The organism is Aquincola agrisoli, assembly GCF_036621135.1.
GTDB lineage: Bacteria > Pseudomonadota > Gammaproteobacteria > Burkholderiales > Burkholderiaceae_C > Aquincola > Aquincola agrisoli.
Window position 1 is genome coordinate 179,792 of the sequence record NZ_JAZIBG010000044.1, and the last position, 14,523, is coordinate 194,314.

Consider the following 14,523-nt stretch of genomic DNA (forward strand, 5'->3'; position numbering starts at 1 on the left):
TATCCGGGGCACCGGTGCACATAAAAGTACGTAAGCTGCGCTGATGATCCACCTGTTGAACCTGTTGGCGGCCATCGCCCTGTTGGTCTGGGGTACCCACATCGTGCGGACCGGCGTGTTGCAGGTGTTCGGCGAGAACCTGCGCAACGTGCTGGCCTCCAGCTTCAGCCGCCGCGTGCCGGCGATGCTGGCCGGGCTCGGTGTCACGAGCCTGGTGCAGTCGAGCACCGCCACCTGCCTGATCGTCGCGTCCTTCGTCGGCAAGGGGCTGGTCGCCACCAGCGCGGCGCTGGCGGTGATGCTCGGGGCCGACATGGGCACCGCGCTGATGGCGGTGGTGTTTTCGTTCGATCTCTCGTGGCTGTCGCCGCTGCTGATCTTCGTCGGCGTGGTGATGTTCGTCTCGCGCCAGAACTCGGTGGCCGGCCGGGTGGGGCGGGTGCTGATCGGCCTGGGGCTGATCACGCTGGCGCTGCAGCTCATCGTGCAGGCCACCGAGCCGCTGACCCGCTCGCCGGCCGTGCGCACGCTGCTGGTGTCGCTGCCCAACGAGATCCTGCTCGACGTGCTGGTCGGCGCGGTGCTGACGGTGGCCGCCTATTCCAGCCTCGCCATCGTGCTGCTGACCGCCACGCTGGCCTCGCAGGGCATGCTGCCCGCCGGCGTTGCGCTGGGGCTGGTGATCGGCGCCAACCTCGGCAGCGGCGTGCTGGCGATGCTCGCCACGAGCGGCGCGTCGCCCCAGGTGCGCCGGCTGCCGCTCGGCAACTTCCTGTTCAAGCTGACGGGCGCGGCGATCGCGATGCCGCTGCTGGGTTATGTGCACGTCGGGCTGCAGCAGGTGGTGCCCACCGTGCACCAGCAGGTGGTGCTGTTCCACCTCGGCTTCAACGTGACGCTGGCGCTGCTGTTCATCGGCTTCACCGGCGTCGTCGGCCGCTGGGTCGAGCGCTGGCTGCGCGAGCCCAGCCGCAGCGGCCCCGGCGAGCGTCCGCGCCACCTCGATCCCGTGGCCCTGGCCACGCCGTCGCTGGCCATCAGCTGCGCCGCGCGCGAGGCGCTGCACCAGGCCGACGTGGTCGAGACCATGCTGCGCGGCATCCTGCCGGTGATCCGCCACAACGACCTGCAGCTCGCCGAGCAGCTGCGCCGCATGGACGACACCGTCGACGAGCTGTACTCGGCCATCAAGTTCTACCTGACGCAGATCTCCCAGGAGGCGCTGTCGGAGCGCGAGGGCCGCCGCTGGACCGATATCGTCAGCTTCACCATCAACATGGAGCAGATCGGCGACATCATCGAGCGTGTGCTGCAGGACGTGGAGGACAAGAAGATCCGCAAGAGCCGAAGCTTCTCCGACGCGGGCATGGCCGAGATCTGCCACCTGCACGAGCGCCTGCTGGCCAACCTGCGGCTGGCGATGAGCGTGTTCCTCGACGGCCACGTGCGCGACGCGCAGCGGCTGCTGGAGGAGAAGGCCCGCTTCCGCGACCTGGAGCACGAGTACGCCGCCAGCCACATCGCCCGGCTGCGCGACAACACCGCGCAGAGCATCGAGACCAGCTCGCTGCACCTCGACCTGATCAGCGACCTGAAGCGCATCAACTCGCACCTGTGCTCGATCGCGTACCCCATCCTCGAGTCGGCGGGTGCGCTGGCCAGCACGCGCATTCGCCATTCGCAGCTCTCGCCGCTGACCGAGGATTCCTAGTTCCGCGCCCGCAGCACCTTGCGCAGCCGCCGTGCCAGCATGTCCTCGCTCAGCGGCTTCTGCAGCACGTGCTCCTCGGGGATGTCCTTCAGCGCGCCGAGGTCGACGAAGCCGGTCAGGAACATCGTCTTGAGGTGCGGGTGCGAGAGCTTCAGCAGCCGCACCAGCTCGGCGCCGTTCATGCCGGGCATCGCGAAGTCGGCGAGCACCAGCTCGATGTCCTTGCGCCGCGCGATCAGCTCCAGCGCAGCGCCGCCGCTGCCGGCCTCGATCACCCGGTAGCCCTGGTCGCGCAGCATCGAGGCGGTGGCGTCGCGCACGGCCGGGTCGTCGTCCACCAGCAGCAGCGTGTGGCTCGGCGTGTCGCCGTACAACTGGCCCGGCACGGTCGCCTCGGCATCGCGCGGCCGCACCTCGCCGTCGGCGCGCGGCATGTAGACGTGCACCGAGGTGCCGACGCCCGGCTGCGTGTCGATGCGCACGCCGCCGCCCGACTGCTTGGCGAAGCCGTACACCTGCGCCAGCCCCAGGCCCGAGCCCTTGCCCACCTCCTTGGTGGTGAAGAAGGGCTCGAAGGCCTTGGCCAGCACCTCGGGCGTCATGCCGCTGCCGGTGTCGCTGACGGTGAGCGCGACGTAGTCGCCCGCCTCGGGCTCCTCGGGCCGCTGCGGCGGGCCCAGGGCCACGTTGCCGGTGCGCACGGTGATGCTGCCGCCGACCTCCATCGCGTCGCGGGCGTTGATCGCGAGGTTGAGCACGATCAGCTCCATCTGCGTCACGTCCACCAGCGCCGGCCAGAGCGCCTCGGCCGGCTCCACCGTCAGGCGCACGCTGCCGCCCAGCGTCGACTGCAGCAGGTCGCGCAGCGCCAGCACGGTGTCGTTGAGGTCGATGACCTGCGGCTCCAGCCGCTGGCGGCGGGAGAACGCCAGCATCTGCGCGGTGAGCTTCGCGCCGCGTTCGGCCGCGCTCTGCATCGAGTCCAGCCGCTTGAGCACCCGCTCGTCGGGCGGGCCGGCCTGCGCCAGCAGCCGCCGGATCAGGCTGATGTTGGACAGCACCACCGTCAGCAGGTTGTTGAAGTCGTGCGCGACGCCCGAGGTCAGCTGGCCGACCGCTTCCAGCCGCTGCATCTGCTGCAGGGTGTCCTCGACGCGGCCGCGCTCGGCGATCTGCTCCTTCAGCTCGCGGTTCGCCGCGGCCAGTTCGTCGACGGCGGCGCGCTCCTCGGTCACGTCGCGCCCCACGGCGTAGAGGAAGCCCGCATCGGGCCGCACCGCCCAGCGGATCCAGCGGTAGCTGCCTTCGCTGGTGCGCACGCGGCTGTCGAAGCGTGCGGTGCCCACCGTGCTGCCGAGCAGGTCGATCGCCTGGCGCGTGGCATCGACGTCGTCCGGGTGCACCAGCGCGATCATCGGCATGTCCATCAGCTCGGCGCCCGTCCACGAGAGCAGGCTCTCCCAGGCCGGGTTCAGCGCCTCCGGCGTGCCGTCCGGGCGCCACACGGCCATCAGGTCGGTCGAGAGGTTCCAGATGCGGTCGCGCTCGCGGGTGCGCTGCTCCACCCTTTCGCCGAGCGCCTCGTTCAGCCGCCGCAGCGCCTCGCCCTTGCGCCGCTGGCCGGTCACGTCGCGGGCGGTGCCGACCAGCCGCACCCCGCCGTCGTCGCCGTCGAAGCGGCGGCCGTCGATGGCGAGCCAGCGCACGCGCTGGTCGCCGGGGGCGATCACGCGGTGCTCAAAGTCCAGCTCCGGCCGGCCGTCCGGCGCGAGCGCGGCCGCGAGCGACTGTTCGAACAGCGCGCGGTCGTCGGGGTGCACGATCTCACCGACGAACCGGGCGTGGTCCATCGGCGCCTCGGGGGGGATGTCGGCGATGCGGCGCAGGCCGTCGTCGATCCAGAGCCGGGCGCCGGCGGGATCGAATTCCCACACGCCGATGTTCGCCGCCTGCGCGGCCAGGCGGAACAGCACCTCGGCCTGGCGCTGGCGCTCCAGCGCGAGCCGGGTCGCGGCCTCGCTGGCGCCCAGCGCCGCCTCGGCGTTCCGTCGGCGTGCGCGCTCGCGCGCTTCCGCCAGCGCACGCTCGACGGCCTTGGGCAGCCGCGCGAGGTTGCGCTTGAGAACGTAGTCGGTGGCACCCTGGCGCAGCGCGTCGGTGGCGATGTCCTCGCCCACCACGCCGGAGACGAAGACGAAGGGCACGTCGGGCAGGCGCGCGCGCGCCTGCAGCAGCGCCTGCAGCCCGTCGAAGTCGGGCAGCGAGTAGTCCGCGAGCACGATGTCGAGGTCATCGCGCTGCAGCGCCGCCTCGAACTCCTCGCGGCGCGCGGCGCGCACGACCTCGATCGGCATCTGCGCCCGCTGGAGGTGGTTGCAGATCAGTTCGGTGTCGATGTCGCTGTCTTCGAGCAGCAGGACGCGGGCCGGGCGGTTCATCGGGCAGCCAGGCGGGGCGGCGGCTGGTTGAGGACCGCCCAGAACATGCCCAGCTCCTGGATGGCCTGCAGGAACGCGCGGAAGTCCACGGGCTTGACCACGAAGGCGTTCACGCCCAGCTGGTAGCTGCGCACCAGGTCGCGCTCCTCGCGGGAGGAGGTCAGCATGACGATCGGCACCTGCCGCAGCAGCGGATCGTTCTTCACCCGCTCCAGCACCTCGAGCCCGTCGACGCGCGGCAGCTTCAGGTCGAGCAGCACGACCGCGGGGTCACCGCCGTCACGCTGGTCCCAGGGGCCGCGGGCGTAGAGGTAGTCGAGCGCCTCCACGCCGTCGCGCGCCACGTGGATGGGGTTGGCCAGCTGGCAGCGCTCGAGCGCGGCGAGGGCCAGCTCCAGGTCGTTGGGACTGTCCTCGACCAGCAGGATGGGACGCAAGTCGGCCGCGTGACGGATCGTCTGCGGCTGCACGGGGCGGTCCTCAGGCTTCTTGTCCATGGTGGGGCTCGGGATGGGTCCTGCGGGGTAGTCCAAATCGGAAGGTGGCTCCCTCGTTCGGCTTGCCTTCGGCGGCGATCCAGCCCCCGTGGCGGTCGATGATCCGGCGGGTCAGCGCCAGGCCGATGCCGCTGCCCTCGAAATCCTCGGCACGGTGCAGGCGCTGGAAGACGCCGAACAGCTTGCCCATGTAGTTCATGTCGAAGCCGACGCCATTGTCGGCGACGGTGTAGACGGTCTCGTGCGCCCGCGTCTCGCCGTGGACGCGGATCACCGCCTCCGGCTCGTTGCGGGTGTACTTCAGCGCGTTGTCGATCAGGTTGGCCAGCGCCTGGCGCAGCAGCGCGGCGTCGCCCCACGCGGGGGGTATCGCGCCGATCTGCCATTCGACCCGCCGGTTGCCCTCGTCGATGCGCATCGAGCGGCGCACCTCCTGCGTGAGCTTGGCCATGTCGACCCGGCTCATCTCGAGGCTCGCCCGGCCCAGCTGCGAGAAGTTGAGCAGGTCGTCGACCAGCCGCCCGGCCGACAGGGCCGATTCGACGATGGTGTCGAGGTAGTGGCGCGACCGGGCGGCGAGCTGCGGCTCGTTTTCGCCCAGCAGCTGCGCAAAGCCCACGATGTGGCGGAACGGTGCGCGCAGGTCGTGCGACACGGAGTAGGAGAAGGCCTCGAGCTCCCGGTTGCTGGTCTCCAGCCGGTCGCTGAGCGCGGCGCGCTGCTCTGCCTGGCCCAGCACGAGCGTCACCATCGCCTGGCAGAACATGCGGGCGCCATCGATTTCCACGGCGGTCCAGCGCTGGGCCGTCCCGCGCACCTCCTCGGTCCAGGCGTCGAACGACGCGCGGGGAGACAGGCTGCCGTCGCCGGCGGCCGCTTTTTCCGGCCGGCCGCCCCAGCGCACGGTATGGACCAGCTCCGGCCGGAACCACATCACGTAGTGGGGGTGCAGCACGGAGATCGGCGCGGCGATCAGGCCGCATGCGGTGTCGGTGAAGCCGGCTGCCGGCGGGTAGGCGGCCGGCAGCGAATGCGTGTGGAAGGGCTCGGTGGGGTCCTGCCGCTGGTGCAGCCAGCTGGCCAGCGCCTGGAGCTGGGTCGGCGACGGGGTGAGGCCCACGCAACGCACCTCGTCGTCGCCGCGCAGCACCGCCGCGCCGGTGGCGCGGGCCAGGCGCATCCAGGCCTCGGGCTGCTCGGCCAGCCGCGCGGTGATGGCGCCGGGCGCGTCGCCGGCCTGCGCCATCCGGGCGACCAGGTCCTGCTCCAGCTCCCTGGCGGCCCAGCGCAGCGCCGTCTCCTGGCCGCGCTCGCGCGAGCCGATCTTCAGCGCGAGGATCTGGCCGAGGAAGTCGCACGCCGCGCGCGTGGGCGGCCCGATGCGGTGCGCCTCGGCGTGGTGGCAAGACACCAGGCCCCAGAGCGCGCCGTCGATCACGATCGACACCGACATCGACGAGGCGGTGCCCATGTTGCGCATGTACTGCAGGTGCACCGGCGACACGCTGCGCAGCGCCGCGCCCGACAGGTCGAGCGGCTGGCCGTCGAGCGGGCTCACGGCTGGCTCCACCGGCACCGCGGCATAGGACGCGTCGGGGATCAGCCGCAGCCTGTGGCGGCGGTACAGCTCGCGTGCCTGCGGCGGGATGTCCGACGCCGGGAACCGCAGGTCGAGGTACGAGGGCAGGCGGCCGTTGCCGTCTTCGGCGATGACGGTGCCGTGCCAGTCCTCGTCGAAGCGGTAGAGCAGCACGCGGTCGAAGCCGGTGAGCCGCCGCACTTCGCGCGCGGCGAGCTGGCCCAGGGCCGCGACGTCGTCCTCGCCCTCGACCCGGTCCAGGAAGCCGCGCAGGCGCGGGTACAGCGCGTCCAGCGTCTGCAGCTCGTGCGTGTCGACCGGCTCGAGCTCCAGCACCAGCCCCTGGCCGGTCGCATGCCCGGTGAGCTGCAGCGTCTGTCCCCCGGGGACCTGGTGGGTGGTGTGCAGCAGCCCGTCGCCCTTGTCCGTCCAGGCCGTGAGCCGGCTGGCCAGCGCCGGGTCCAGCGCGGCCATGGTCGCGGGCAGGGCGGGGAGCCCCAGCAGCGCGCAGGCGTTGGCGCTGGCCTGCAGGATGCGATGGTCGTTGGGCGCGACCACCAGCAGCGCGCCATGCGGCTGGATGCTGCCCGGGATGTGGATCGGTTCTCGGGCGCAGGCGTCGATCGCCCCGGTCACACCGCCACTCCCCACTCGCTGGGCACGTCGTCGGTGCCGCCGGCAGCCGGCGTGACGGCCGGTGCCATCCAGGCCAGCAGCAGCGCGAAGGTGGCTTGTGCGCCCGCGACGATCGCGGCGTGGTGTTCCGGCGGCGCGGCCTCCAGCCGCGCGAGCGTCTCGCGCCAGCGCTCGCCCGTCGCGTCGCCGTAGGGGTTGAAGTAGCGCAGACCCTGGGGCGGGCTCCAGTCGGCGGACTCGGCCAGGCGGCGGGAGATCATCCGCCCGCCGAGGGTGGAGCCCTCCATCACATAGAGCGAGCCGAGTGCGGCCGCCTCGGTGCGGCAGAGCTGGGCGGCCTCGGGCACGATCGGCAGCGCCTCGATGTCCAGGTCGTCGATGTCGAGTTCGCGCAGGTCCTGCTCGATCAGCGGCAGGCGCTGCCGCGGCTGCAGGAAGGCCTCGTCCTGCAGCACGCGGGCGAGGGCCGGCTCCCACACCCGATGGAAGCCGTGGAAGCGCATCAGCACGGCGACGTAGCGGATGTAGCTCAGGGGCTCTGCGAGCAGGTCCAGCAGGTTCTCGAGCTGGCCGTGGTCGTCGGCCGTGGCCGAGCGCAACCGGGCGTGCAGCGGGCGGGGTGCGTCAGGCGTGGGTGACATGGTCGGCGGATGCGGGTGTTGCAAGGGGTCGGGGAAGCGTCCGTCGTACGGACGGATCCCGGCCCCTGGTTTTTAACACCCCGCCGTGCGCCCCCGTGTCAGCCGATGCCGATACCTGCCTCGCGGGGCAGTTCGCTGCGCCGGGGCAGGTCGGCGCCGCGGCGCGAGCAGGTGATCGCCGCGGCGCGGGCGGCGAACGCCAGCGCCGCGGCCAGTGCCGCTGGCGGCTGCGCCCGCAGCGCCTCCGGCGCCAGGCCGCCCTGCTCGGCCAGCCAGGTGAGCAGGGCGGCCTGGAAGGTGTCGCCGGCGCCGACGGTGTCGACCACGTCGACCCGTACCGGATGCGCCTGGGCGGTGCCGGCCGCCGTCCAGCCCTGTGCGCCCTCGCCGCCGCGGGTCACGACGACGAGCGCCACGCCGCGCGCCAGCCACTGCGCGGCCAGCTCGGCCGGTGCCACGCCGGGGAAGAGCAGCCGCAGGTCCTCGTCGCTCACCTTCAGCAAGTGGGTGCGGGGCAGCATCCAGTCGAGCAGCGCGTGCCAGCGGCCGAGGTCGGGCTCGACGTTCAGCCGGATGTTGGGGTCGAAGCTGATCAGGCTGCGCCCGTGCTCGCGCTCGATCAGCGCCCGCTGCACGCTCGCCACGGGCTCGACCACCGTCGCGTACGAGCCGACGTGGAAGGCGCGCGCCTCGGGCGGCACGCGGGCCAGCGCCTCCGCCGCCACGTCGCGGTCGGCCGCATGGTCGCCGTAGAACGAATAGGACGGCACGCCCTGCGCATCGATGCCGACCAGGCTGAGCGTGGTGCGGGCGGCGCTGCGCGGGGTGCAGCGGGTGTCGACGCCTTCCTCCTGCAGCGCGCGCATCAGCCGCTCGCCGAGGAAGCCGGTCGACACGCCGCCGAAGAAGCCCACCGGCTGGCCGAGCCGGGCGAGCCCCACGGCCACGTTGAAAGGCGAGCCGCCGATGCGGGCGTCCAGCGTCAGCCCGGTAGGGGTCTCACCGGCCGCGAACACGTCGAACAGGGCTTCGCCGCAGACCACGAACATGCTTGTCTCCTCGATGGAACGAGTCCGCAGCATGCCGGCCGCACCCGCTTCCGGCCACCGGGTTTTCCATTAATCAATCAACTTGATTTATTAAAGGAGGTCGCCGAGAGTAGATGGCATCGGCCCCACCGTCGTCCCACGGGCCGCCCTCTGGAGACACGCACCATGCCCCTGCATCGCATCGATCTTTCCGTGTTGGCCGCCGCGGCCTTGGCCCTGGGCCTCGCGGCGCCGGCGTCCGCGGCCGAGCCGGTCATCGGCCTGATCACCAAGACCGACACCAACCCCTTCTTCGTCAAGATGAAGGAAGGCGCCACCGAGGCGGCGAAGGCCAAGGGGGCCAAGCTGATCGCCGGGGCCGGCAAGACCGACGGCGACAACGCCGGCCAGGTCACCGCGATGGAGAACATGATCGCGGCCGGCGCCAAGACCATCCTCATCACGCCCAGCGACGCCAAGGCCATCGTCCCGGCCATCAGGAAGGCGCGCGACCGCGGCGTGATGGTGATTGCGCTGGACAGCCCCACCGACCCGGCCGAGGCCACCGACGCGCTCTTCGCCACCAACAACTACCAGGCCGGCGTGCTGATCGGCCAGTACGCCAAGGCGGCGCTCGGCGGCAAGCCGGCGAAGATCGTCACGCTCGATCTCTTCGCGGGCCACCCGGTGGGTGCGCAGCGCCACAACGGCTTCCTCAAGGGCTTCGGCCTGCCCGCGCCCGACGCGAAGAGCAACGAGCTCGGCAAGGACCCGGCCATCGTCTGCATGGCCGACAGCTACGGCGACCAGGCCAAGGGGCAGACCGCGATGGAGAACTGCCTGCAGAAGAGCCCCGACGTGAACGTCGTCTACACCATCAACGAGCCCGCCGCGGCCGGCGCCTTCAACGCGCTGAAGAAGGCGGGCAAGGACAAGGGCGTGGTCATCGTCTCGGTCGACGGCGGCTGCCAGGGCGTGCGCGACGTCAAGGCCGGCAAGATCGCCGCGACCTCGCAGCAGTACCCGCTGCGCATGGCGGCGATGGGCGTGGACGCGGCCCTCGAGTACGCCAAGTCCGGCAAGAAGGCGAGCGGCTACGTCGACACCGGCGTGGCGCTGATCACCGCCACGCCGGTGGCGGGCGTGGAGAGCAAGGACATCCAGGTCGGCACCGACCTGTGCTGGGGGAAGAAGTGATGAGCACGATCACCGCCGTCCATCGCAAGGAACCGAAGGGACACGCCATGCTGAAGTCCGTGCAGAGCAAGCTGCCGCCGCTGGGCGTGCTGGGGCCGTTCATCGCGCTGCTGGCCGCCTGCCTCTTCTTCGCCACGCAGACCGACCGCTTCCTCAGCGGCGAGAACTTCTCGCTGATCCTGCAGCAGGTGATGGTGGTCGGCGTCATCGCGATCGGCCAGACGCTGATCATCCTGACCGCCGGCATCGACCTGTCGTGCGGCATGGTGATGGCGCTGGGCAGCATCGTGATGACGAAGTTCGCGGCCGACCTCGGCATGCCGGCGCCGCTGGCCATCGCCTGCGGCATCGCCGTGACGACGCTGTTCGGCCTGGTCAACGGGCTGCTCGTCACGCGGCTGAAGCTGCCGCCCTTCATCGTCACGCTGGGCACGCTGAACATCGCCTTCGCGATCACGCAGCTCTACTCGCAGTCGCAGACCGTCACCGACCTGCCCGAGGCCATGACCTGGCTCGGCGGCACCTTCGGGCTGGGCGGCACCAACGTCGCCTTCGGTGCGGTGCTGATGTTGCTGCTGTACTTCTTCGCCTGGTTCACGCTGCGCGAGACGCAGTACGGCCGGCACGTCTACGCGGTGGGCAACAATCCCGAGGCGACGCGGCTGACGGGCATCCCGACCCAGCGCGTGCTGCTGTCGGTGTACGTGATCGCCGGGGTGTTCTACGGCATCGCGTCGCTGCTGTCGGTGTCGCGCACCGGCGTCGGCGACCCCAACGCCGGGCAGACCGAGAACCTCGACGCCATCACGGCCGTGGTGCTGGGCGGCACCAGCCTGTTCGGCGGGCGCGGGGTCATCCTCGGCACGCTGGTGGGCGCGTTGATCGTCGGCGTGTTCCGCAACGGGCTCACGCTGATGGGCGTGTCGTCGGTGTACCAGGTGCTGGTGACCGGCATCCTCGTGATCCTCGCGGTGGCCGCCGACCAGATGTCGCGCCGCACCGCCCGCTGAATGTTTGGAGACGCAGCCATGACGAACCCTGCCCCCGCCGACGTGGTGATGAAGGCCTCCGGCCTCGTCAAGAAGTACGGCCAGGTGACGGCCCTCGACGGCGCCGACTTCGAGTTGCGTGCCGGCGAGATCCTCGCGGTGATCGGCGACAACGGCGCCGGCAAGTCCTCGCTGATCAAGGCGCTGTCCGGCGCTACCGTGCCGGACAGCGGCGACATCCTGCTCGACGGCCGCGAGGTGCGCTTCAGGAGCCCGATCGATGCGCGCCGCGCCGGCATCGAGACCGTCTACCAGGACCTCGCGGTGGCCCCGGCGATGTCGATCGCCGAGAACCTCTTCCTCGGCCGCGAGGTGCGCCGCCCGGGCGTGCTCGGCACGGTGTTCCGCATGCTCGACAAGAAGCGCATGCTGGAGGAGAGCATCGCCCGCATGAACGACCTGAAGGTCGGCATCCGTTCGATGACGCAGGCGGTCGAGACGCTGTCGGGCGGCCAGCGGCAGTGCGTGGCCGTCTCGCGCGCGGCGGCCTTCGCGCAGCACGTGGTCATCATGGACGAGCCCACCGCCGCGCTCGGCGTGAAGGAGGGCAACATGGTGCTGGAGCTGATCCGGCGCGTGCGCGACAAGGGCCTGTCGGTGGTGCTCATCTCGCACAACATGCCGCATGTGTTCGAGATCGCCGACCGCATCCACGTCGCGCGCCTGGGCAAGCGGGCGGCCGTGCTCAACCCGAGGAAGATCAGCATGAGCGACACCGTGGCCGTGATGACCGGCGCGATGGCCCCGCAGGACATCCCTGCGGACTGCCTGGCCTGACCGCCATGCCCCGGGAGACCGTGCCGCACGCGCAAGCCTTCGCACCCGAGGACCACCGGCTGCGCCCGCGGGGCTCCAGCCAGGGCGGGCTGCGCCAGTACAACGAGCGCGTGGTGCTGCAGGCCATCCGCCTGCACGGGGCGCTGCCGGCGGCCGAGATCGCGCGGCTCACGCAGCTCACCGCGCAGACCGTCTCGCAAATCACGAAGCGGCTGCTCGACGACGGGCTGCTGGTCAAGGGCGAGCCGGTGCGCGGCAAGGTGGGCCAGCCCTCGGTGCCGCTGGCGCTGGCACCCGAAGGGGCCTATGCCATCGGCATCAAGGTGGGCCGGCGCAGCCTCGACGTGCTGCTGGTGGACTTCACCGGCGCGGCCTGCCAGCGTGCCTCGGTCGCGTACGACTACCCGGAGCCCGAGGCCGTCACAGCCGCCATCGATGCCCATCTGCGCGAGATGCGCCAGGGCCTGGGCGCCGGCCGCCGCGAGCGCCTGCAGGGCATCGGCCTCGCGGCGCCGCTGTCGCTCGGCGGCTGGCAGACGCTGCTGGGCGTGGAGTCCGAGCGCGCACGGGCCTGGGACCGCGTGGACCTGCCCGAGCGCGTCGCCGCGATGAGCGGGCTGCCGGTCACCTTCGTCAAGGACACCGCCGCCGCCTGCGTGGCCGAGCTGGTGGCCGGCCGCGGGCGCAACGTGCGCAGCTTCCTCTACGTGTTCGTCGATACCTTCATCGGCGGCGGGCTGGTGCTCGACAGCCACCTGCGCGGCGGCCTGAGCGGCAACGCCGGCGCGGTCGGCTCGCTGGCGATGGGGCGGGCCCGCCCGGGCGGGCCGCCGCCGCCGCAACTGCTGAGCGTGGCCTCGCTCTTCACGCTGGAGACGATGTACCGCGCCGCCGGGCTCGATCCCGTCGCCACCGTCGACGCCTGCGCAATGCAGCCGCCCTGGCTCGCCTGCACGCAGGCCTGGCTGGACGAGGCCGCGCCCGCCATTGCGCTCGCGCTGCACGACGCCGCCTGCCTGCTCGACCTGGAGGGCGTGATCATCGACGGCCAGTTCAGCCGCGAGCTGCTGGCCGCGCTGCTGGCCGCCGTGGAATCGGCCTGCCGCGACCTGAGCTGGGAGGGGGTGCGGCGGCCGGCCGTGCTGCCCGGCACGATCGGCCCCGATGCCCGCGCGCTCGGCGGTGCGCTGCTCCCGCTGCACGCGAACTTCGCCCCGGACCGCGACCTGTTCCTCAAGCTGGAGGCGCCCGCGGCGAAGCTGTAGCGCGGCGGCTCAGGCCGGGAGCGACACCACCCGGATGTGTGTCGACGTCGGCAAGGCCATCACCGGCACCGTCCCGTGGGTGCCGTCCTCGATCTCGATGTCGCTCACCGTGGCCGAGGTCATGCCCGGCGCCATCGCCTGGAAGCCGACGATGGCCAGCGCGAGTGGCGCGCCGGGCGGGCGCGCGTCGTCCACCTGAACGCTGATGCGGATCCGGTCCTCCCCCGGGCTGATCTCCTGCTCGAAGCGCCCGGTCATGCCGGCATGCAGCATCCATTCCCCCTCGGCGCCCGAGCGCGCCTGCAGTACGTTGGGGTCGAAGGTCACCGTGAAGGCGATGCGGCTGACCGGCCGGCGGGCGTCGACGCTGACGACCAGTTCCGCCATGTCGCCCACGCCCAGGGTGTGGGGCGCCTGCGCGACCAGCCTGACCGGCGGACCCGGGGGCGGGGCGGCCGGCGCGGCGTCGGAGGGCTGGCGCGCCAGCGCCGGGGCGGCCGCCGGGCCCGGCGGCGGCGAAGCGGCCACGGCCGAAGCCCAGGGCTGCGGCGCCGCCGGCTGCAGCACCACCACCGGGCTGTGCGGCGGCACGCTCAGCCATTCGGACAGCAGCAGCGCGATGGCGGCGGAGGCCGTGACGAGCAGCATCGCGACGGCCGGCGATCCCACCCTTGCCGCGATCCCCCGCCTGTGCCTGCGTCCGCTCACCGTCGTCTCCCGCTGGGTCGAATGAAGTGGGGAGAAGGTACGCCACACGCGCCCAAATTCTTGAGGGGTAAATGTTTTGGCGGCGCCCCGGGTCGCGGGGCGCCGCGGATGCCGGCGTGGTGAGTTTTGCTCATCATTCGAATAACAAAACGTCGTTTCGTACAGCGCTACGGTCCCCTTAAAGTTCACCGCGGTCCGGATGTTCCTGGCCGGCTGAAAGAAATCCTTGTCGATGGTCTCGCCGGCACACGCTGCGCGGGCCGGGCCCAAGGGCCGCGATGCAGGGTATGGGAGACAGTAGTGCATGAGTCAGAACACGGCGACGCCGTGTCAGGGCGGCGCGGAGCCGGCAGGGGTGCGCAGTCGCCGCGGCCGTCGACGCGCGCCGAGGAGGTCGACGAACTGGAGCGGGCGCAACGCATCGCCAACGCCTGCGTGAAGCCCGAGGACATCGACTGGCTCTCCAAGGGCTTCAACGCCTTCCTCGCCAGCGGCGGCCGGCTGCCGCTGGAGCGCTGCCTGAAGCTGCCGACCAACGAACGCGCGCTGCGCCGCGCGCTGCGCGACCGCTGGCTGCGCCACGCCTGGGCCCATCTGGACGACGAGCCTTCGCCGTGGCGCCGCTCCGAACTGCTGGCCGCGGAGATCCGCCGCTTCGAATCGCGCAAGTGGGCGCGCTGGTCCACGCTGGATCAGCCGCCCGACGGCTCCAGTTCGCTGGAGGCCGCGCTGTTCGAGGCCTTCCGCGCCCATGGGCGCGTGCCTGCCACGGCGATGCAGCTCCACAACATCGCCGGCTTCAAGAGCACGAAGGAGCGGCCCGACGGGCCGCTGCGTGCACCCGAGACCGTTTGACCCTTTCCATCCACCCTGGCGGAGACACCCCATGACCCAGACCAAGACGACGACGACGAGAAGATGGCTGCTGAACGCGGCGGGCACGGCGCTGCTGGCGCTGAGCGCGGTGGTGCCGCTGCAGGCGCAGGCGCAGGACATC

General features: G+C 71.6%; 12 protein-coding genes. 6 read left to right on the forward strand and 6 right to left on the reverse strand.

What is annotated here, in order from left to right; all coding sequences use genetic code 11:
- Positions 1-43: 43 nt before the first annotated feature.
- Positions 44-1,711, forward strand: a complete 1,668-nt coding sequence (locus V4F39_RS21670) for a Na/Pi cotransporter family protein (protein ID WP_332292054.1) — start codon at positions 44-46, stop codon at positions 1,709-1,711.
- On the opposite strand, the gene V4F39_RS21675 is transcribed toward V4F39_RS21670, so the two are convergent.
- The 5 genes from V4F39_RS21675 to V4F39_RS21695 all read right to left on the reverse strand — a co-directional run bounded on the left by V4F39_RS21675 (position 1,708) and on the right by V4F39_RS21695 (position 8,551).
- Positions 1,708-4,149, reverse strand: coding sequence for a response regulator (locus V4F39_RS21675; protein WP_332292055.1), 2,442 nt, complete (start codon positions 4,147-4,149; stop codon positions 1,708-1,710). The two genes, V4F39_RS21670 and V4F39_RS21675, sit on opposite strands and share 4 nt — an antisense overlap.
- Positions 4,146-4,646 carry a response regulator gene (locus V4F39_RS21680; RefSeq protein WP_332292056.1) on the reverse strand — a complete coding sequence of 167 codons (501 nt, stop codon included), beginning with the start codon at positions 4,644-4,646 and terminating at the stop codon, positions 4,146-4,148. Before V4F39_RS21680 ends, V4F39_RS21675 begins: the two co-directional genes overlap by 4 nt.
- Positions 4,630-6,861 (reverse strand): ATP-binding protein, encoded by a 2,232-nt coding sequence (locus V4F39_RS21685; RefSeq protein ID WP_332292057.1) that lies wholly within the window; start codon positions 6,859-6,861, stop codon positions 4,630-4,632. The genes V4F39_RS21680 and V4F39_RS21685 overlap by 17 nt, the downstream gene beginning before the upstream one ends.
- Complete coding sequence (locus V4F39_RS21690; RefSeq protein ID WP_332292059.1) at positions 6,858-7,502, reverse strand: biliverdin-producing heme oxygenase; 645 nt, start codon at positions 7,500-7,502, stop codon at positions 6,858-6,860. The genes V4F39_RS21685 and V4F39_RS21690 overlap by 4 nt, the downstream gene beginning before the upstream one ends.
- Before the next feature lie 98 nt (positions 7,503-7,600).
- On the reverse strand, positions 7,601-8,551 hold the full coding sequence (locus V4F39_RS21695; protein WP_332292061.1) for a carbohydrate kinase family protein: 951 nt from the start codon (positions 8,549-8,551) through the stop codon (positions 7,601-7,603).
- A 165-nt stretch (positions 8,552-8,716) separates the two neighbouring features.
- Between V4F39_RS21695 and V4F39_RS21700 the strand changes: the two genes are divergently transcribed.
- From V4F39_RS21700 to V4F39_RS21715, 4 genes are read left to right on the forward strand one after another with little or no spacing between them, the layout of a single operon-like run.
- Complete coding sequence (locus V4F39_RS21700; RefSeq protein WP_332292062.1) at positions 8,717-9,727, forward strand: sugar ABC transporter substrate-binding protein; 1,011 nt, start codon at positions 8,717-8,719, stop codon at positions 9,725-9,727.
- 47 nt (positions 9,728-9,774) lie between these two features.
- Complete coding sequence (locus V4F39_RS21705) at positions 9,775-10,737, forward strand: ABC transporter permease (protein WP_332292063.1); 963 nt, start codon at positions 9,775-9,777, stop codon at positions 10,735-10,737.
- 18 nt (positions 10,738-10,755) lie between these two features.
- Entirely contained in the window at positions 10,756-11,553 is a 798-nt protein-coding gene (locus V4F39_RS21710) for an ATP-binding cassette domain-containing protein (protein ID WP_332292064.1), read from the forward strand.
- Between the two features lie 5 nt (positions 11,554-11,558).
- Positions 11,559-12,818 carry an ROK family transcriptional regulator gene (locus tag V4F39_RS21715; protein ID WP_332292065.1) on the forward strand — a complete coding sequence of 420 codons (1,260 nt, stop codon included), beginning with the start codon at positions 11,559-11,561 and terminating at the stop codon, positions 12,816-12,818.
- 9 nt (positions 12,819-12,827) lie between these two features.
- On the opposite strand, the gene V4F39_RS21720 is transcribed toward V4F39_RS21715, so the two are convergent.
- Positions 12,828-13,487 carry a cohesin domain-containing protein gene (locus V4F39_RS21720; RefSeq protein WP_332292066.1) on the reverse strand — a complete coding sequence of 220 codons (660 nt, stop codon included), beginning with the start codon at positions 13,485-13,487 and terminating at the stop codon, positions 12,828-12,830.
- Between the two features lie 339 nt (positions 13,488-13,826).
- On the opposite strand from V4F39_RS21720, the gene V4F39_RS21725 reads away from it, so the two are divergent.
- The gene (locus tag V4F39_RS21725) at positions 13,827-14,381 is read left to right on the forward strand and encodes a hypothetical protein (protein WP_332292067.1); all 555 of its coding nucleotides are present in this window, start codon (positions 13,827-13,829) and stop codon (positions 14,379-14,381) included.
- The last annotated feature ends 142 nt before the right edge of the window (positions 14,382-14,523 follow it).

Coding starts and splice junctions, on each gene's coding strand:
- V4F39_RS21690 (WP_332292059.1), bottom strand. CDS start 7,502: ATGTCACCCACGCCTGACGCACCCCGCCCGCTGCACGCCCGGTTGCGC.
- V4F39_RS21680 (WP_332292056.1), bottom strand. CDS start 4,646: ATGGACAAGAAGCCTGAGGACCGCCCCGTGCAGCCGCAGACGATCCGT.
- V4F39_RS21715 (WP_332292065.1), top strand. CDS start 11,559: ATGCCCCGGGAGACCGTGCCGCACGCGCAAGCCTTCGCACCCGAGGAC.
- V4F39_RS21670 (WP_332292054.1), top strand. CDS start 44: ATGATCCACCTGTTGAACCTGTTGGCGGCCATCGCCCTGTTGGTCTGG.
- V4F39_RS21705 (WP_332292063.1), top strand. CDS start 9,775: ATGCTGAAGTCCGTGCAGAGCAAGCTGCCGCCGCTGGGCGTGCTGGGG.
- V4F39_RS21710 (WP_332292064.1), top strand. CDS start 10,756: ATGACGAACCCTGCCCCCGCCGACGTGGTGATGAAGGCCTCCGGCCTC.
- V4F39_RS21700 (WP_332292062.1), top strand. CDS start 8,717: ATGCCCCTGCATCGCATCGATCTTTCCGTGTTGGCCGCCGCGGCCTTG.
- V4F39_RS21695 (WP_332292061.1), bottom strand. CDS start 8,551: ATGTTCGTGGTCTGCGGCGAAGCCCTGTTCGACGTGTTCGCGGCCGGT.
- V4F39_RS21675 (WP_332292055.1), bottom strand. CDS start 4,149: ATGAACCGCCCGGCCCGCGTCCTGCTGCTCGAAGACAGCGACATCGAC.